Raw genomic sequence first — 16,976 nt, forward strand, 5'->3', positions numbered from 1 at the left:
CTGACAATGGGATGTGACAGCGGTGGGCCGCACAGAGTATCGAAGTGCATGGCTGTTCTAATACACACCTCCGCACGGCCCAATGCTATTACGATCGGCGGCATCTTTTGTTCCCGAATGATGGATTGCCTCTTGGAACAGGAGGATAGGGTGACGACTAGCGGAACGCCTCATCTTTGATTACGAAGAAGCACACGACCGAAATGGGGTAGCGCAATTGCTTCTTTCATACTGGCATTTTCCACCAGTGCCTGTACTTTCGGCGCTCGGCGGCCTGTGGATTCTGTTTCGTGAGAAGCCGAGAACTCCGTTGACAGGGCTGGCTGCTCTTCCGATTTTAGCCTTCATTTATGCCAATGTTTTCCCGATCTATTTCACTCGGACAGGGTTTTCTATCGCCTTGACGGTCGCAGCGACGAGCTTACCCTTCTTGTGTTGGTCGATAATTTTACAGAGACTGCTGCGTGAAGAGATTGCCGATCGAGCTCAATACTCCGATGCCAAAGCCTTTATGGACGCGCTTCTAGCATTCGTTATCTCCACCGTCATAATCGTCGTCGCAGCCTATACCCCAGATCATTGCTCCAATGCGAAATGCAAATTCGGCGAGATTTTATTCGGGCCTCTCATCTTCGTCGATTTTTGGTTCGCCAGCATCTTCGGCGGGCTTGCCGCGTCAGGGGCTCTCTCCGCTCTGTATCGCGTCTTCCGACGACGCATCACACTCAGGCGGTGACGAGAGCGGTGCAATCTCCCGCCGGCAGGGGAGCGGGCCGCTCAGTGGAAAACTGAACGACCCGCGATGCAGGATTTGGATCGAGCGGCCATAGCAATGACCCAATCGTACGCACGGCCTAGCGCCTTGTTCTGCAAAGCGCTGGTCCAAGTCCCTTGCGGGAAGTCGGTGGCGAAGTGGCTCCTCGCACTTAGTCAGTGCGGATTTTATCCCGGCCTGTCCTACTTCATAATTATCACGCGTGCCGCTTATTCCGTCCTGCACCTATTGGTATTGTTTAAGAAAAGCTTGGTGGAGATTATGCTCCCGCTCGTTCACTGGGAGCTTCGTAGCTTCCACCTTTGGTGAGCAACGCCCAGATGACCCTTGCGGTCTTGTTCGCTAGTGCCACTGCCACCACCTTCAGGGGACGTCCGTCCAAAAGCCTCCGCAGCCACGGCGATGGAGTTCCACGCCGGCGAGCGGCAATGAGCACCGACATCGCTCCCATGTAAAGAAGGGAACGCAGTTCTACGTTCCCCATCTTGGAAATGCGGCCAGATCGCAACCTTTCGCCACTCGCGTTGAGCTTCGGCGTGAGACCGAGCCACGATGAAAAGTGTCGAGCTGTTTTGAAATACGCAGCATCAGGCACATACGCCTTTATAGTGGATGCTGTCACAGGTCCAACACCAGGAATAGCTGTGAGCCGGCGAATATCCTCGTCCTCCTTTGCCACGGACGCGACTTGTCTATCAATGCGTTCAATTCGTGATGTGAGCGCCTCAATCTCAGCGAGGATCTCCTCAAGCACGGTACGCGCGCTCGGGGGAACGCGAGCGTCACCTTCCTCTGGAAGTGCGGCGGCCAATTTGCCGATGTTCGGGATGCCGCGATCTGCAATAAGGCCGAGTTCGGTCATGTGGCCGCGCAATGCGTTCATTGCATTCGCCCTCTGGCGCACAAACAAGACCCGTGTCCGCAAAACCATTGCTGCCGCCTGCTCTGTTGCCGTCTTCAGCCGAACCGACCGGATATCGGGCCGCCTCATGGCTTGGCTGATGGCTATCGCGTCGCCGGCATCCGTTTTTCCGCGGGTGACAAACGGCTTCACATACTGCGCCGGCAAAATTTGTACCTCATGCCCCAACGCGCTAATCTCGCGACCCCAGTGGTACGCGCTTCCGCAGGCTTCCATCGCCACGACGCAAGGCGGAAGCTTCTCGAAGAAAGGCCGAACCTCGCTCCGTCGTAATTTTCGATTGAATAACGTAGCGCCCTGTGCGTCCGCGCCGTGGACCTGAAATACCTGCTTGGCTATGTCCAACCCGATTGTTGCAACGGCGTTCATGCTCCGATCCTCTTGTTGAAGTTGCGGGAGCAATCTTTTGCGCGGAGCATGTAAGCTGTGTGACCGAGGAGCGAAGTTATTGTGATGAAGGCTTGGTCGCCATTCCTGTAATGCTGTAAATGCTGTAAGTGCTGTAAATGCTGTGAATGCTGTAAATGCTGTGAATAAAGATCCAACCTCGCTGGCGACCTAGCAAGAACTGGAGATTTTGATGCCTTCCCGACCGTCTCAACCAAGCAGCGGGCATGTTCGCGAAATAATCAGTGTTTACGACGCTGCGCGGCAACGTCTGCGCGACCTTCTGCTTGAAGGCGCTTCGTCCGACAAGATCGGGCCGGTCGGCGCCAGCTATTTCGACAGCTTGCGTGACCGCGCGCTGAAAGGCTCCAGTTGACGCAAAGTTTTATCGTTGTGGCCATTTGAGGGTGACGTCATGTGCCCTGCCGTCGCTGCGATAAAGCGGTGCGCCGATCAGTTTGGTCCAGCCGCCACCGGTGGTAAACGCTAATCGTCTTGCAACGATCATCCCCTTGGCCCGCCCATGGTCCATTTTGCGATTTGGGATAGCCGTTCGAGTTCGATGTCCATCACCGTTCGGATTTCTTCCGGAGACTCATCAACAAAAATTGGCCCAGCGTTCTCTCTAAGCATGAATAGTTCCGTCTGATGTTTGTCGTCATCGACCGCATCTGGATAACAGCGTCCATATTGATCCAGCGCGTTATCGTGCCGTCGGTCAACTTCACGAACATCCCATCCTCCAAGGTGGCGCCCCCCGGAATCGAAGCAAAATTTAGCGCCGGTTCCAAACATGTCCAGCATGCGGCCAAGGCACTTCCGCACCGCAGCTTTGCTCGCCAGGGATCAAAAAGGAGCCCCGCCAAGCGGGGCAAGTGGGGCTGGAGAGTACGGGACCGCACAGGAAGAAAGAGGGAAGCGGACCGCCCCACCATGGGGCGCCTGTGCGGTCCTCGTGGTCAAACTTTAGATAGCCGGAAAAGTTCCTTACGGTTCCGGACAAATAGTGCTCCAAGGCCGGCAGGAGAGGAACGGATCGCGAAGATTCGCAAGGGGTGTGCTGCTGGAGACAGGAGGCTCCCCTTCGCGATCCGTTCCCGACGCAAGTAACACCTTTGTGTGACAATAGTTCCAGTACAATTCTGCGCGGTAGTAGTATTGCAGACTGACAATGCCAAAAAAAGAACCCCGCTTCATGGCGGGGCTAAGGTTGAGGTGGGTCGCACATCGAAGTGTCAAGTGGCTGTGGTAAGACAAATCTCCGCGCGGCCCATAGATTTACGATGTACAACGAGTATTGCTCCGCGTCGACAGAATTTTTAATCAGTCGCACCAGTCGTTCCGCCGCTTCGGGTTCCACGTCCTGGCAAGGCCTTCATTCAGCAGCTTCTTGCCGATTTCTTCACCATTCGTTCGGTAGATGTTGATGAGCGGCCGGTGTGTGGGTGTCTTGTCCACCGCGCCGCTGAACACCACTTTAAGGCCGCGCTCGGCCAGCAGCTCGTTCAGCCTGCCTTTGGCGATCAGCGCCATCTTCCGTTCCTTACTGCACTTCGCGTGCGATCCAATCTCCGGCGTATCGATGCCCGAGACAAACGGAACACCTTCCCCCAGCAGTCGCATATTTTGCCCGTCGCATTTCACCGTGTCGCCATCGACGACGGTCAAAGAGGCGCAGATAATCAGTCCGGCTATCATTGAATGGTATTCCCACCGTAGGTTGCTTCGAGCTTCCGCCTGAGTGCCTGGTCCTGCTCGTTTGACTTATGCGGGAAATGCTCGAAGCACCACCACCGGGTCGCCACAGCCGGGGAGGGGCTATTGCCCCAGCTTCCCCATTCCGTGCAACCTCCCTGTTCGCAATAATGGACATACATTTCCGGCGCCTTCGTCAGGGTCGGCCTGTCGGTATCGCTCATTTTTCCTCCTGGAGTTGCCAGCCCGCTTTCGGGATGGGCCAACCCTTTTTGGCCGCACGGAAATCGGCCTCAGCTTCGGCTTTCTTCTTTGCTTCCACGATGCCGGTTGCCCAGACAGTGATGCGCATGCGGCCGGCCTTGAACACGAAGCGCCGTTCGGTCGTTTGCTTGCCTGCTGTGTATCCTGCGCGAAAGCAAGCGCGCGCGGCCGAGGGGCTGACGCTCTCGCGGAAAGACTGCGGCTGGGACCGCCACCAATCGCTCAGCGCCGTTTCGAAAGAGACCGTTTTTGGTTGCAGACGTTCAAGCATTTGCGTCTCTGTTGTAGCTCGGTCGCCACCCGCGTGTGATCCCTCGGCCCATCGCGCCTTCTGTCAGAACCAGCTGCCACCGGAGATGGCGGATGTCATTCAGGAGGGTTCCGATGGCTGCTTGCGCGTCGCCCTGGTGATAAGCGAGCACCTCCGCAATCTCGTCATCCACCACGGCTTCGCCGATCGGCTGCTCTCGCATATCCGTCTCCACATCTTCCATTGTCAGATTGGCGGCCGCACGCCGATGTTCTTATTATGTTCTCATAACAGAAGGAGTCAAGACGAACGTCACTGACCGGCGCGAAAGAAGAACCGGTGGAGGGCGCGAGGCTGGTTTTGGGGAGGCGCGTCGCTGTGGGTAACGCGAAGTTTTTAAGAAATATGACCAGGACTTGCGAAATCTTGTCGCAGTTCCTATATGGCTAACGGTTTATCTTAGGATACGCCAGAAATAGAGCGACCCGGAAGCGTTGGCGCGCTTCCGGGCCAGAAAACCAACCTTGCGGCAGGCTATGTGATCACATGCTGGATATGTATTAATTATTTCCTGGGTGTCAAGACCACCGCCGCCGCATAACGACATAAAGAAAGGTTTATGTCTTATGCCAGAAATGAAAGTTATGTTGTTTAAGAAATCTCGCATTCGCGTCGACGAAAATAACCTCGTCTGCCTCGGTGATATCCATGTCGCCGCTGGATTCTCAAAAAACCAAACGCCTTCGGACTATATGGCGCTTCCTGCAGCAGTGCGCGAAGTAGCCGCTCTTTTGAGAAAGAAAACCGGAAAATCCGGTCTATTATCTAAGGAGGATATCAAGTCCGTTTGGTACAGCAAAAAAGGTCCGAACGGAGGTGTATGGGCGGACGAGAATATCGCGCTCGGTTACGCCGCCTATTTATCTCCTGGCCTAGCTGTTGAGATTCGCGACGTATTTCTTCGTTACAAAAAAGGTGATGAAACCCTCCATGAAGAGATCCGCGAAAACAAGCAGGGGCGGGACGAAGCGTTCGAAAAGCATCGCGAGATCGGAAAGCGTGTTCGACGAACCTACACCGACACACTAAAGGCGCACGGTGTATCTCGTCCGTTTGACTATGCAAACTGCACGAATGAGACCTACAAGCACTTGCTTGGGGGGACGGCCAAGGATCTCAAAATTTCAAGAAAACTGCATCCAAAAGCCAATCTTCGCGACCACATGACGTTGTCGGAAATAGCCTACACGATGGCTTCAGAAGCCCTTGCATCGGAGAGAATCGAAGATCAAGGTGCTCAAGGTTACCTAGCTTGCCGGGATGAAACGAAGCTTGCAGCGATGTCCATAAAGGGTGCGATTGAAGGTGATCGTAAGAATCGGCAGCAGCGACTGGTTTAAAATAGCGGGGCTTCGGCCCCGCTTACGCTGTCCCATCCACTGCACCGTCTTCGTCGAGGTCATGCACCGGCAGATAGGTGTTCTTTTCCATCCACTCCCTGACGATAAATCTGATCGTGTCGTTCCGCGTCATGCCAAACTCGCCAGCCAGGTCACGCAAGGCGTCCTCGACGTCATCCTCCATCGAGACGGCGCCGGCATTGCGCAGCCGCAGCGCCGCCCTACGAAGCATGATCTGGAGATCAGCTCGTGAGATATCTGCGATTCGATCGGCGGCGTCTTCGAGGAGGGCGGCAGTGTCCGTGGTGCTCATGGCGCCGAACGTGACATGGAGTGCGATGAAGTCAAGGCCGCCGGCAGCGTGCTCCGAGCCTACACCGATAGGCCCAGGTGATCGAAGAACCTGCGCACCCTCGGATGGTGCCTGTTACCGCTTCTGAGCAGCTCCAGGGCCTCCACGTCCCCGTGCATGACCATCTCAAGCGCCGGAGCCGAAATCTCAATGGGTGCGCCGCTGTTCGTCTGCCGACTGATACCGAAGAGCTTGCACCAGGTCCGCAATGTCCTGTCCGACTTGCCCGTGCGATGGACTGCTTCCTTCAGGGTTATGATATCGCTCCGGTGCATGAGGATGGGCCAGGCATCCACCGCCAGCTCAGAAAGGCGTTCAGATTTCTCGATGGGCGCGTTTGTCATGCAGCGCTCCTTTGCTCGCGCCGATCGGCAAGGCTAATTACTTGGCTGTCGCGAAACGGGGGAGTGTAGCCGCGCACCAAGGCACCAAAGAAGGCTGCTGCTTTTCGCTCGAAGCGTAGGCGCCCATCAAGAACCTGGGCGGCGGCGGGAGAGTCGTCGCAGGGCGCGTTGCGGTAACGACCATGTAACGTTACATCGCGTGACGTCACGTGACAGCTGTCACCGTGCCGATTGGCTGCCCATTCCAACAAATCAAGCTGCTCGCTCATGCTGCATCCTCCACCGGGCCGAGGATATTCGAAGCCATTCGCGGGGTTAGGACCCCGGCCTGCAGCATGCTCAGCAGTCGGCGGCGCACGATGTCAGGCACAGCCCGACCCTCGCAAATGGCCTCCATCATCGTTTGAGCTTCGTCCTGATCGCTCGGCACGGGAATGGGCTCATCAGCATCATTCCCGCGAGACATCGCCGCATAGTCGGCGGCCTCCGAAGGGTCGGTTTGCTCCCTCGGGTGGTTTTCGTAGGTGCTGTTTGTGAATTCGATATCAGCTGTTAAGAAATCTCTCCCTTCAGAGAATATACCTCTAGGGTATTCGTCTAGGGAATTGGGTATCGTTTCGTTACGAACGGGGGTATCGTTTCGTTCCGGATAAGCATTTTCAGGGAGTATCGTTTCGTTACCCCCTTCGATGCCTTCACGAGTTCGTTGCCGCCGCTTCCGATCTCGTTTCGCTGCTGCCAGTGCCTCCCTGGCAATCCTGAGATGGTCATCGATAGTCTGCTTGCGGGCATTGGTGAGCCGGTACATGGTCGCGCCCTCATCCGTCATATACATCGGGACGAGGTAGCCGAGCCGTTCAAGCGAGGCCTTCGCTCGGAGCACGCGCGGCTTGCTACCGCCCGTACGCAACATCAATTCGGGCAGTGAGCAGAACGCCTGCGGTCGCACTTTGCTGGCGAAGTGGAGATAGGCCTTGATGACCGCCAGGCAGGCGCCACCAGCTTTTGGATCGGCGTTGACGGTATCGAGGAAATCGAATTTCCAGGTCGCGTTCGCACGCACCGCTGCCTCATCATTGTTCGTTAGTGCGGAAGGCATCATCCAAAGGCCCTCCGCAAGGTCCGGAACTTCTGTGCCAGGCCACAGGCTTGGGCCGCTTCAAGTGCGTTCAGCGAAAACATCGCGCGGAGGGTTGGAACCACCCTTGCGGGTGGCTCCTTCTGATCGGCAAGCCATTGCGCGGCTGCGATAACCCGGGGGTTATGTGTTTCGTCGGAGGCATTCATACCGCCCCCTTTCCGTCGTCCAGAATTTCGACTTCTGAGCGCAAGACGTATCGAGCATGCGAACCAGGGAACGGACCATCATGCGGCTCGTCGAGTGTCTGGATTGGGAAACCAAAGCGGCGCAGCTTGAATACATAGTGGCTCCAACGCGGGCCGGGATGATCGATCGGAGTGCAACCACCTTCGCCCGCCTTCACGAGGTTCTGGAGAGCCCAAGCGTCTCGCCCGACAACTTTGGTAGGCGAACCATCGGGGAGAATACGGGCGGTGATGATAAGACGCTTTGTCATGCTGCGTGACCTCCAAGGCCAGAGAGCCGGCAGATCGTTTTAGCGTGCCAATAGGACACGCTGAAGCGACGCATGACGGAGCGAACCGCCAGCATTTCGGATTGAATTTCGGGGTGGATTTCTGTAGGGTTCTGAAAGTCGACGCTGCTAGAAAAAGCTTTGACTTTCAGACCCCGGTTGGCGCCTGCACGCGCCGCCGGGTTTTGCATTTTGATCATGACCTCCCCCTAGGCTGCGACCGACGTGGAACGGCGGCGTTTGGAGGACAGCCATGCGTCCAGATCCGCGGGATCATAGACGACGGATTTGCCGAGCTTGATGTATTCCGGACCGCCGCCGGTGAGGCGCAGCTTGTTCAGCGTAGAAGCCGATACCGCAGTGTACGTCGCGGCGTCCTCGGTGCGGAGCATGCGTCGCTGATTGGGCGAGATGTCGAGCAAAGTACTTTCCTCTTCATATGTGCAGACACCCAATGTGTCCGCTGAGAGGAAGGTCTCACTTTTGATTTCAAGGTGTTAGCGACATCCTGCGACAGCGCGCGACCTGTCGTGCGCTGTCGTTATTTGTCTGGAAATGTCGCGCCGATCTTCTTGAAGTATCGCTGGTATGTCCTCGGATCGGGTGTTTTCGTGTATTGAAGAGCAGACTTGAGGTATTTATTGACGGCCGCCTGAAGTTGCCCTTTGGCACTTGGCGTCGGACCACCCTGCCAAACTGCCTGGATCGCCGCGTGGATGTCTCGCTCGGTTGCCGTGAACGAGAAACCGTCAGTATCCGAGATGGTACCGACGTCACCTTCGGGATGCTGCTGCGCTTCCGTTGGAAGGCTGTCGTTCTCGGTAGCCTCGATCAAAGCGCTCCGAACAAATGGCTCACCCTCGCGCCGATCAAAGTCTGGAAGTTCCCGGACCAACCCGGCGATGAAGCGTTCGAAGCTTTGCCTCTCCAGATAAATCCAGTCGAGCGGCGGTAACTGTTCGACGCGATATTTCCCGTCATTCATCTGCGCGAACTTAAATAGGGGCGTGAAGTCGTCAACATTCCAGTTCGCCTTTCCGAACCCTACCAGTGCGCTCATCCTGGGATCGACTGCTTCTTTTTGCGGTTTGAATTCGCCATATTTCTCCGGACGGAGCGCAAACCCGACGTCCCCACGAGCAATAGCTACACCAAGCCGCTCCATGACTTCGGTCACGCGAGCCCGTTCAGCCACGACGCTCTCCTTGTGGGAGAAAGCCGCTTGCGGGTCCTCATCCGACCAATCAGCTCCATATATTGCTCGTCCTGTTGCCAGCACGGCTTTGCCAAGAAATACATATGATTCATTGGGATCGTCCCGGGGCCACGGTTTGTTGAACCAGAACGATTTGCGGCTGACCGCGGGATAGTATCGAGACATCGCAGCACCTTGCGAAATGCACCACTAGGGCCGCAGGGAAACCGGGGGTGCTGCCCGGCTTGTCGGATGGCCGTCCTATCCCTGCAGTAGGCTAATGATCAGGACTTCCCCGGCCGCAAAGAATGCACATTCTCGCGCCTCGGACGGTCGCCCATAGCATCGACAATCTTGGAGCCGATTAGGTCGGACGCGTGCCGCTTCGGGTCGTCGGCGAGGTGCGCGTAACGCTCCGTCGTCTTCATCTGCGTATGCCCAAGCAGCTTACCAATGATCTGGAGGCTCAGGTTCGCTTCGACGCCGACAGAGGCGTGGGTATGGCGCAGATCGTGGATGCGGACCCGGAGCTTCGGATCATCAGCAGAAGCGTCGAGCCCGGCGCGCTTCCGGACGTGATGCCAGGGCCGCTTTAGGTCCGATCGAGGACGATGCTGAATCTTGCCACCATCGAGAACCTTCGGCTCTCCCGGCACGACGTATGGGCCGACCTTCGGCAGCTCCGTCAGAATGAGCTGCGCCGGCCCGTTCAAGATGATGGTTTTCTTCCTGGTCTTGCTGTCATCGAGAAACAGTAGCCCGCGCTGCAAATCAACGTTCGACCACTTCAGTTTCAGGATTTCACCGCGGCGGGCGCCCGTCAGGATAAAGAGGCGGATGGCCGCAGCAGAGAACTGGTCAATCTTGATCCGTCTATTCTCTGATTTCGGTGCATGCTTGATCTTCTTCTCAGGATCCGGGTCCCATGGGATGCCGTCAGTCTCCGCCTCTCGAATGGCGTCGCCGAGGCGGCCCAGCTCTTCGCTGGTCAAGTATCGTTCCCGGTTGTCCTCCGGGTACTTCTTGATGCCGCTTGCCGGGTTCTCGATCTTGGGAATGGCTTTGGTATCCATCCCCCAAGTGTACATGGAGCTGACCGTGGAAAGGACTCGGTTCGCCGTAATGGGCTTATCCTTCAAGGAAACGTGCAGCTTCTCGATCTCACCCGTGGCGACATCCTTTGCCTTCTTCCGCCCCAGTGTCTCGGAAGCGATATTCAGCCAGCGGGCATAGAGTTTGTATGTCGCGCTCTTCTGCTTCGCGTCGACGGTCCGCAGATAATCATCCTTTAAAGTGTCGAAGGTCGGTGACGCCCGGTCGGCGCTCTTCTCCTTTGCCGGATCTCCACCCTGGACGACCTGGGCGAGTACGGTCTTGGCAACGCGCCGAGCTTCATCGGGAGTGACCTTCTTCGTGCTGCCGATGGTGTAGCGTCGGGTCGGGGCTTCCCGGCCAGACCCGAATCGGTAGATGACAAGGTACGTCATGGCCCCTGTCGTTCGAACCCGGATGGCGAACCCGGTGACGGCCGTGTCGGAAACGAAGAATTCCTTTTCACCCGGTGCAATGCGCTTGATCAGGCTGAGAGTAATCTCCGCCGAGGTCGATGAGTTGATCAAAGAATCGGCTTTTTTGGCCATCAGCAAAATCCGGGAAGCACCAGGGAAGTACGGAAAAGGAAAGCAGAGGAAACTAACGGAACAACACTACCAGATTTTTGTTGAAACGAAAGGGCTTAGGGCAAGATAGGGAAACGTGAGGAAACTCCCGGAAAGGACGGCCCCTTGCATGGCATGCAAGAGGTCAGCGGTTCGATCCCGCTTAGCTCCACCAAACTCGTTAGCCAACCGATCTTCAATGTAAAGCTGTGGCCCGTAGAGCTTTGTTCCATTCAACCGAATGAAACGGACCATCGAACCTTGGATCTAACAGCCAGGCTGCGGCTGGCTCCCCTGGCAGGATCGAGGCTCCGGCCGATCGCCGATCTTCATGCGGCCTCTGGGCAGAAGTCCGAGAAGCCGAACATCGACATCTGCAGTCCGTCGGGAAACAATATGCCGTTGAGGAGAGAGACAGCTTTCTCGCTTCGATCGCTGGCGAGCGAATAGTAGATCGTTTGCGATTCGCGGCGCGCCTTGACGACCTGCTGACGTTTCAGCACGTTAAGATGGTGCGATAACGCCGACTGGCTGAGTCCGACACTTGTGGCGAGCTCCGTGGCTGAGATCTCGCCCTTGGCCAGCCTCCGCAGCACCGATAAACGGCTGGCATTGGCGAGCGCGGAAAAATAGTCCGCCAGTTCACGGTCATTGACGATCATCGCCTGCCTCCTCTGAACACGAATGTACATTAGCGGCGCGCAAGACAGGCTCATTGACCTAACGCAAATCTCCTAGCGAAAAGGCCGCGCTTGGCATGATGTATTCGCGGTATCCTTGGTGCCGTCAAAATGCACTGAGGGTCAGCGCGGCCGAGAACACCAGCAGGGTTGCGGATCCGCATCGCCGGGCCAGCAACGGCATTTCTTTTTCGCTTCCAAGAACAATTCTGCCTGTCGACAGCCAGATCAAGGATGCGAAAAGGACGACGAAGGCGAGCGCCGCGGTGGCGGCTATCCCAGACACCTCCTGCGCGGAGGGCATCATCGTAAGCCCGATGATAAGCGCCTTGGGATTCAACAGCGTCGTGATCGCCAACTGCCGTACTGTCACAACCTCGGTGGGACTGGATCCGGAGCCCCAGAGCCGTAGCGCGAGGCAGAATACCCAGGTTGCTGAGGCAAGCTTGACACCTTGCGCGACCAGCGGGTGCTGGTTGAGAAAAGGACCGGCCAGGCCGGACGCCGGAACGACAATGGCAAGATAGGCGGCGACCACCGTACCAAGCAGCATGACCGCGCGCCCGGCGGTCAGACCCTGAGAGGCCATCGCCAATATCGCGTTGGTCGGCCCAGGCAAAATGAGAAGCGCAAAAGCGCCGGCTGCGAAAGGGAAGAGATGCACTGCTTTGGTCCCTCGGTTCCGTCCGCTTTTTGCACGGTCAGCCACGTCAGTCGTTGACAAAGATCACTCCGCGGCCGGAACATTCTCGTGGCCTGGCCGTTGGCATGAGCTAACTCTGAGGTGCCGCCATGCCTCGCATGATCAGCTTCATGCTCACTCGATTGGCCACGGGCTTTGCAATTGGATGCGCCACAGGATTCCTGGTCTGGCAGAACGGTTTTTTGTCTTCCAGCGCCGCGGCAGGCACTCTTGAGAATTACCTTGCCCAAGGGCTGTTCATGTATCTCTTCGCGAGCACAATAAGCATGGGCTACCTGGCCACAGCTCTTCTGCTGGAAGAGGAATAGCCGCTTGATCCCCATCAAAAGACCCCCGGCTTTTGTCGCGGTGTCCGATAGTTGCTGAGGATAGGTCCCCGCTCAGGCAACCATCCGCGCCAATGCACAGCGCGACCAGAGCGAATGCAGCGCCTCGACCAGATGGGCGATATCGGCATCGGAATGCAGCGGCGTCGGCGTGATGCGCAGCCGCTCGGTCTTCTTCGGCACCGTGGGGTAGTTGATCGGCTGGACATAGACGCCGCAATTGTCGAGCAGCAGATCGGAGATCCACTTGCACTTGGCCGCATCGCCGACCAGCACCGGCACGATATGGCTCGGATTGGGCATATGCGGAATGCCGCGCTGGTCGAGCAGCGCTCTCAGCTTGCGGACCCGGTCCTGATGGCGGGCGCGCTCGAACTGGCTGACCTTCAGATGCTGGATCGAGGCGACGGCGCCGGCGGCGAGCGCCGGCGGCAGCGCCGTGGTGAAGATGAAGCCGGAGGCAAACGAGCGGATGAAATCGCAAAGGGCCGTCGACGCGGCGATATAACCGCCCATCACCCCGAACGCCTTGCCGAGCGTGCCCTCGATGACGGTCAGCCGGTCCATCAGCCCTTCGCGCTCGGCAATGCCGCCGCCGCGCGGACCGTACATGCCGACCCCGTGCACTTCGTCGAGATAGGTCATCGCCCCATATTTGTCGGCGAGGTCGCAGATCTCCCTGATCGGAGCGATGTCGCCGTCCATCGAATAGACGCTCTCGAAGGCGATCAGCTTCGGCGCCTTCGGATCGGCGGCCGCAAGCTTGGCTTCGAGGTCGGCCACGTCATTGTGCTTCCAGATCACCTTGTCGCATTTGGCGTAGCGGATGCCCTCGATCATCGAGGCATGGTTCAGCGCATCGGAGAAGATGATCAGGCCGGGGATCTTCGCACCGAGCGTGCCGAGGGCCGCCCAGTTGGACACATAGCCCGACGTGAAGATCAGCGCCGCTTCCTTGCCGTGCAGATCGGCAAGCTCACGCTCGAGCATGACGTGATGGTGGTTGGTGCCAGAAATATTCCGGGTGCCTCCCGCACCCGCGCCACAGTGGTCGATGGCGTTCTTCATCGCCTCGATCACCTTCGGGTTCTGGCCCATGCCGAGATAGTCGTTGGAGCACCAGACCGTGACTTCCTTCTCGCCATCGGCCGTATGGCGCGTCGCGCGCGGAAAGTTGCCGCGGTGACGTTCGAGATCGGCAAAAACGCGGTAACGGCCCTCGGCATGAAGCCCGTCCAGCTCGTTTTTGAAAAACGCTTCGAAATCCATATGCACGCTCCCCTGTGTGGTCCGAGCAATACATTGTGAGGGGTTGGGCGTATTTGATCTTGATCAAGTCGGATGAAGCCCGCGCACCAGGCGGGCGGCTGACGCGCCGGGACCAGCCACGACGAACTGTCCCTTAGCCGCCTGCTGATCGCGGCGGCCGGTCATTCCAATCGTTGCAGCCGACAGGTCGGTTGTTTGATCAACATCAATTATCGGAACGACGTCTGGCATTAAAGCTCGAAGGTATGAGCTCAATTCCACATCTTAAAAACGCAATCGTCGGCCTTGCGCAGCCTGCCAGGTTCCTGGAACTGTCCGAACGCCTGCTTCCTGCACTTGCCGCCCTGAGCGCATTCTTCTTCGCGATCGGCCTCTATCTGAGCTTCAGCTCCGACGTCGACTATCAACAGGGGGTAACCGTCAGGATCATGTATGTCCACGTCCCCGCAGCGTGGATGGCCATGCTCTGCTATACGACGATGACCGCCAATGCCATCGGCTCGTTGGTCTGGCGGCATCCCCTGGCCGACGTTGCGGCGCGCGTCGCCGCTCCCCTTGGCGCCGCCTTCACCTTCGTGTCGCTCGTGACCGGCGCGATCTGGGGCAAGCCCATGTGGGGCACATGGTGGGTATGGGACGCCCGCCTGACATCGATGTTCGTGCTCTTCATCATGTATCTCGGCATATTGGCGATCAACCGGGCGATCGACGATCCGGCTCGCGCCGCCCGTGTCACGGCGGTCCTGATCGTCGTGGGTTTCGTCAATATTCCGATCATCAAGTTTTCCGTCGATTGGTGGAACACGCTGCATCAGCCCGCCAGCGTGCTGCGGCTGGGCGGCCCCGCCCTCGACGTCGAGTTTCTACGCCCTCTGCTGGTCATGGGAGTGGCGTTCTCAGCGCTGTTTGCCACGCTCTACGTCGCATCGATAAGAAACGAGATCTGGCGACGGAAGCTGATCACGCATGACAGGCTCGCAGCAAAAGCCGCTGCTCACCGGGAGACTTGAAATGAACCACGAACACTATGTTCTTGCGGCGTATTTGCTCACCTTCGTGGTCATGGTCACGGCGACGTTGAAGATCTGGTTCTCAGGACGAATCTACCGCCGTCGGATCGAGGCGCTGGCACGACGTCGGCAGCCTCGCGGAGACCGCTAGGATGCGACGCTACGCCTTCGCTGCGATTCCGCTTGTCGCGTTTCTCGGGATTGCGGGTGCCGTCGCCAATACGCTGTATCGCGAATCCGTGGACGGATATTCCCCCGCCGCTATTCCTTCGGCGTTGGCGGGACGCCGACATCCAGCCGTCGATCTCGCGCCGCTTGCCGGTCTTCAAGCGCCTGGGCTGAACGATCACACAGTTGATGGCCACATCGCCATCGTCAACATCTTCGCGTCCTGGTGCGTTCCCTGTCGGCTCGAACACCCGGCGCTGATGAAACTCGCCAAAGATTCTCGCATAAAGCTGGTCGGCATCAACTATAAGGATGCTCCAGAAAAGGCCGCAGCCTTCCTTCAGGAAAACGGCAATCCGTTCGCGGCAATCGGAATCGACACCACGGGAAGAAGTTCGATCGACTGGGGAGTCTACGGCGTCCCGGAAACATTCGTTATCGATCGCGCGGGACGAATCTTCCTGAGACATGTCGGGCCGATCGACGAGAAAAGCCTCGCGACGGATATCCTACCCGCTCTGGAAAAGATCATCGCCGCCGAATAAGCGGGGCCTCTTCCAGCCGTGTTTGACCTCCATCAAAGAAACGGCCTCGCCTATTGCGTATGTCGGTTTGGCGGGTCGGGATTTTCCCGTGTCAAGGGGGGAAACTTGACAGAGGCTCGCTCGGTTTTGGGGCGCAACACCGAGTGAGCCTCCTCGCGTCAGATTACCCTCACCAATGAGCACCGTGCGGAGACGCCGAGAGCGACAGCCGAAGCCGCGCCGCTAATTCCAGCAAAAAGTGTGTCGCGGTTTTGCGTCCGGAATTGCGTGAAAACAAATGGGGCGCGGGATGAACTGTTTCCACGCCGTGGCAAAGATCTAGCTTGGACGTGCTGTTTCAGCCCCTTTCGGTTACGGTCAGCCGAGCGATCTGGAGCCGATCCCGATAGGCGCCGACGCCCAGGCTTTCGACCAGGGTGCGAACAGCCTTTTGCTTCAACTCCGACTCCACGTTGCCATCGAGTGTCACCTGGCCGTTCTTCACGGTCACTTGGACCTTCTGAGGCGTTATCCCCAACTCCGACCTCAGGCGCGTTCGAACCGCCAGCCTGATCGATTCATCTTCCTTTGGCAGCGGCGCCGTCTGGGCATTGATGATCAGGCCGAGGATGTCTCTGCGGCTGACAATCCCGACAAGACGTCCGTCCTCAACGATCGGTAGCCGCTTGATCCGGTGCGCCTGGAGGCTTTCGGCGATATCCGATACCTCGCTGTCGGGGCACGCCACGATCACATCCTGAGACATGACATCGGCGACACACCAGCCATTCCTGGAAATATATCGCTCAAGATCGATCTCCGATATCATTTCGGGCGCGCGGGCGGCGCGGGGGGAGAATCGGATCTCTTTCCGCAGCAGCAGATCGCCCTCCGTCAGCATTCCGCAGACGCGGCCTTCGTCGTCAATGACAGGAAGACCGCTGACGTTGTTTTGCATCATGACGGCGACGGCGTGGCGTATACCGACCGCTGGACCGATCGATACCACGTTGGTGGTCATTATGTCCTTCGCCTGCATTGTCCTGCCTCGTTTATAGGAATTGTTGCTGGAATGACGATAATGCGAGCTCGTCGAGCCGCCATTGATCTTCGTCAAACAATGCGATCTTCGCCAAGAAGCTCGCTCAGCTTCGCCTGTTCGTCGGCTGTCAGCTTGCTGCCGGTCGGCTTGCCGGCCCTGTTGCGCGCAAAGACCAGCAATGACAGCCCGCCGAGGGTCACCAGCAGCACCGGCGCGCCCCAGAGCAGCACCGTCTTCATGCCGATACGCGGCTTCAGCAGCACGAACTCGCCATAGCGCGAGACGATATAGTTCAGCACCGCCTCGTCGCTGTCGCCATCGCTGATGCGCTCGCGCACCAGCAGGCGCAGATCCTTGGCCAGATCGGCATTGGAATCGTCGATCGACTGGTTCTGGCAGACCATGCAGCGCAGTTCC

27 protein-coding genes are annotated in these 16,976 nt (G+C 57.8%); 7 read left to right on the forward strand and 20 right to left on the reverse strand.

The window, feature by feature from the left end:
• The first annotated feature begins 247 nt into the window (after positions 1–247).
• Positions 248–736 (forward strand): hypothetical protein, encoded by a 489-nt coding sequence (locus tag FHX10_RS34295; protein WP_184390780.1) that lies wholly within the window; start codon positions 248–250, stop codon positions 734–736.
• 298 nt (positions 737–1,034) lie between these two features.
• Here FHX10_RS34295 and FHX10_RS34300 read toward each other — a convergent pair whose 3' ends face one another.
• Positions 1,035–2,066 (reverse strand): IS110 family transposase, encoded by a 1,032-nt coding sequence (locus FHX10_RS34300; RefSeq protein ID WP_132576017.1) that lies wholly within the window; start codon positions 2,064–2,066, stop codon positions 1,035–1,037.
• Between the two features lie 211 nt (positions 2,067–2,277).
• On the opposite strand from FHX10_RS34300, the gene FHX10_RS34305 reads away from it, so the two are divergent.
• Positions 2,278–2,460, forward strand: a complete 183-nt coding sequence (locus FHX10_RS34305) for a hypothetical protein (RefSeq protein ID WP_184390782.1) — start codon at positions 2,278–2,280, stop codon at positions 2,458–2,460.
• Between the two features lie 128 nt (positions 2,461–2,588).
• Here FHX10_RS34305 and FHX10_RS34310 read toward each other — a convergent pair whose 3' ends face one another.
• The 5 genes from FHX10_RS34310 to FHX10_RS34330 all read right to left on the reverse strand — a co-directional run bounded on the left by FHX10_RS34310 (position 2,589) and on the right by FHX10_RS34330 (position 4,516).
• Positions 2,589–2,888: a hypothetical protein gene (locus FHX10_RS34310; protein ID WP_246781304.1), complete on the reverse strand. Its 300-nt coding sequence runs from the start codon at positions 2,886–2,888 to the stop codon at positions 2,589–2,591.
• Positions 2,889–3,407: 519 nt separating this feature from the next.
• Positions 3,408–3,782: a thermonuclease family protein gene (locus tag FHX10_RS34315; protein WP_184390784.1), complete on the reverse strand. Its 375-nt coding sequence runs from the start codon at positions 3,780–3,782 to the stop codon at positions 3,408–3,410.
• On the reverse strand, positions 3,779–4,003 hold the full coding sequence (locus FHX10_RS34320; protein WP_184390787.1) for a hypothetical protein: 225 nt from the start codon (positions 4,001–4,003) through the stop codon (positions 3,779–3,781). Before FHX10_RS34320 ends, FHX10_RS34315 begins: the two co-directional genes overlap by 4 nt.
• Positions 4,000–4,314, reverse strand: a complete 315-nt coding sequence (locus tag FHX10_RS34325) for a hypothetical protein (RefSeq protein ID WP_184390789.1) — start codon at positions 4,312–4,314, stop codon at positions 4,000–4,002. The genes FHX10_RS34320 and FHX10_RS34325 overlap by 4 nt, the downstream gene beginning before the upstream one ends.
• Positions 4,307–4,516, reverse strand: a complete 210-nt coding sequence (locus FHX10_RS34330; protein WP_183908446.1) for a hypothetical protein — start codon at positions 4,514–4,516, stop codon at positions 4,307–4,309. Before FHX10_RS34330 ends, FHX10_RS34325 begins: the two co-directional genes overlap by 8 nt.
• Positions 4,517–4,919: 403 nt before the next feature.
• On the opposite strand from FHX10_RS34330, the gene FHX10_RS34335 reads away from it, so the two are divergent.
• Positions 4,920–5,693 carry a KilA-N domain-containing protein gene (locus tag FHX10_RS34335; RefSeq protein WP_184390792.1) on the forward strand — a complete coding sequence of 258 codons (774 nt, stop codon included), beginning with the start codon at positions 4,920–4,922 and terminating at the stop codon, positions 5,691–5,693.
• Between the two features lie 22 nt (positions 5,694–5,715).
• On the opposite strand, the gene FHX10_RS34340 is transcribed toward FHX10_RS34335, so the two are convergent.
• The 11 genes from FHX10_RS34340 to FHX10_RS34390 all read right to left on the reverse strand — a co-directional run bounded on the left by FHX10_RS34340 (position 5,716) and on the right by FHX10_RS34390 (position 12,181).
• Positions 5,716–6,006 (reverse strand): CopG family transcriptional regulator, encoded by a 291-nt coding sequence (locus tag FHX10_RS34340; RefSeq protein ID WP_184390794.1) that lies wholly within the window; start codon positions 6,004–6,006, stop codon positions 5,716–5,718.
• Positions 6,007–6,065: 59 nt separating this feature from the next.
• On the reverse strand, positions 6,066–6,389 hold the full coding sequence (locus FHX10_RS34345) for a hypothetical protein (RefSeq protein ID WP_132575997.1): 324 nt from the start codon (positions 6,387–6,389) through the stop codon (positions 6,066–6,068).
• Positions 6,386–6,658: a hypothetical protein gene (locus tag FHX10_RS34350; protein WP_132575995.1), complete on the reverse strand. Its 273-nt coding sequence runs from the start codon at positions 6,656–6,658 to the stop codon at positions 6,386–6,388. The genes FHX10_RS34345 and FHX10_RS34350 overlap by 4 nt, the downstream gene beginning before the upstream one ends.
• Complete coding sequence (locus FHX10_RS34355; protein ID WP_132575994.1) at positions 6,655–7,491, reverse strand: hypothetical protein; 837 nt, start codon at positions 7,489–7,491, stop codon at positions 6,655–6,657. The genes FHX10_RS34350 and FHX10_RS34355 overlap by 4 nt, the downstream gene beginning before the upstream one ends.
• A gap of 181 nt (positions 7,492–7,672) precedes the next feature.
• A complete protein-coding gene (locus tag FHX10_RS34360) occupies positions 7,673–7,966 on the reverse strand; it encodes a hypothetical protein (RefSeq protein ID WP_132575990.1) in 294 nt (97 codons plus the stop codon).
• Complete coding sequence (locus tag FHX10_RS34365) at positions 7,963–8,184, reverse strand: hypothetical protein (RefSeq protein WP_132575988.1); 222 nt, start codon at positions 8,182–8,184, stop codon at positions 7,963–7,965. Before FHX10_RS34365 ends, FHX10_RS34360 begins: the two co-directional genes overlap by 4 nt.
• A gap of 9 nt (positions 8,185–8,193) precedes the next feature.
• Positions 8,194–8,406, reverse strand: coding sequence for a helix-turn-helix transcriptional regulator (locus FHX10_RS34370; RefSeq protein WP_246781305.1), 213 nt, complete (start codon positions 8,404–8,406; stop codon positions 8,194–8,196).
• Positions 8,407–8,525: 119 nt separating this feature from the next.
• A complete protein-coding gene (locus tag FHX10_RS34375; RefSeq protein WP_132575986.1) occupies positions 8,526–9,179 on the reverse strand; it encodes a hypothetical protein in 654 nt (217 codons plus the stop codon).
• 284 nt (positions 9,180–9,463) lie between these two features.
• Positions 9,464–10,819 carry a site-specific integrase gene (locus tag FHX10_RS34380; protein ID WP_132575984.1) on the reverse strand — a complete coding sequence of 452 codons (1,356 nt, stop codon included), beginning with the start codon at positions 10,817–10,819 and terminating at the stop codon, positions 9,464–9,466.
• Between the two features lie 347 nt (positions 10,820–11,166).
• A complete protein-coding gene (locus tag FHX10_RS34385; RefSeq protein WP_063473422.1) occupies positions 11,167–11,499 on the reverse strand; it encodes an ArsR/SmtB family transcription factor in 333 nt (110 codons plus the stop codon).
• Positions 11,500–11,623: 124 nt separating this feature from the next.
• On the reverse strand, positions 11,624–12,181 hold the full coding sequence (locus FHX10_RS34390) for a hypothetical protein (RefSeq protein ID WP_028757939.1): 558 nt from the start codon (positions 12,179–12,181) through the stop codon (positions 11,624–11,626).
• A gap of 128 nt (positions 12,182–12,309) precedes the next feature.
• Between FHX10_RS34390 and FHX10_RS34395 the strand changes: the two genes are divergently transcribed.
• Positions 12,310–12,528 (forward strand): hypothetical protein, encoded by a 219-nt coding sequence (locus FHX10_RS34395; RefSeq protein ID WP_028757940.1) that lies wholly within the window; start codon positions 12,310–12,312, stop codon positions 12,526–12,528.
• A gap of 72 nt (positions 12,529–12,600) precedes the next feature.
• On the opposite strand, the gene hemA is transcribed toward FHX10_RS34395, so the two are convergent.
• Positions 12,601–13,815: a 5-aminolevulinate synthase gene (hemA, locus tag FHX10_RS34400; protein ID WP_028757941.1), complete on the reverse strand. Its 1,215-nt coding sequence runs from the start codon at positions 13,813–13,815 to the stop codon at positions 12,601–12,603.
• Between the two features lie 245 nt (positions 13,816–14,060).
• On the opposite strand from hemA, the gene FHX10_RS34405 reads away from it, so the two are divergent.
• The 3 genes from FHX10_RS34405 to FHX10_RS34415 are packed head-to-tail and all read left to right on the forward strand — an operon-like array spanning position 14,061 to position 15,538.
• Positions 14,061–14,825 (forward strand): heme ABC transporter permease, encoded by a 765-nt coding sequence (locus FHX10_RS34405; protein ID WP_183845608.1) that lies wholly within the window; start codon positions 14,061–14,063, stop codon positions 14,823–14,825.
• 1 nt (position 14,826) lies between these two features.
• A complete protein-coding gene (ccmD, locus tag FHX10_RS34410; protein ID WP_183845607.1) occupies positions 14,827–14,976 on the forward strand; it encodes a heme exporter protein CcmD in 150 nt (49 codons plus the stop codon).
• Position 14,977: 1 nt separating this feature from the next.
• The gene (locus tag FHX10_RS34415; RefSeq protein WP_047619827.1) at positions 14,978–15,538 is read left to right on the forward strand and encodes a DsbE family thiol:disulfide interchange protein; all 561 of its coding nucleotides are present in this window, start codon (positions 14,978–14,980) and stop codon (positions 15,536–15,538) included.
• Between the two features lie 337 nt (positions 15,539–15,875).
• Here FHX10_RS34415 and FHX10_RS34420 read toward each other — a convergent pair whose 3' ends face one another.
• Together FHX10_RS34420 and FHX10_RS34425 are read right to left on the reverse strand one after the other, a co-directional pair.
• Positions 15,876–16,556, reverse strand: coding sequence for a CBS domain-containing protein (locus FHX10_RS34420; protein ID WP_047619852.1), 681 nt, complete (start codon positions 16,554–16,556; stop codon positions 15,876–15,878).
• 74 nt (positions 16,557–16,630) lie between these two features.
• Positions 16,631–16,976: cytochrome c-type biogenesis protein (locus FHX10_RS34425; RefSeq protein WP_184390797.1), on the reverse strand; the 346-nt coding region annotated here is incomplete at its 5' end.

This window comes from Rhizobium sp. BK591 (assembly GCF_014195045.1).
GTDB classification, from domain to species: Bacteria; Pseudomonadota; Alphaproteobacteria; order Rhizobiales; family Rhizobiaceae; genus Rhizobium; species Rhizobium anhuiense.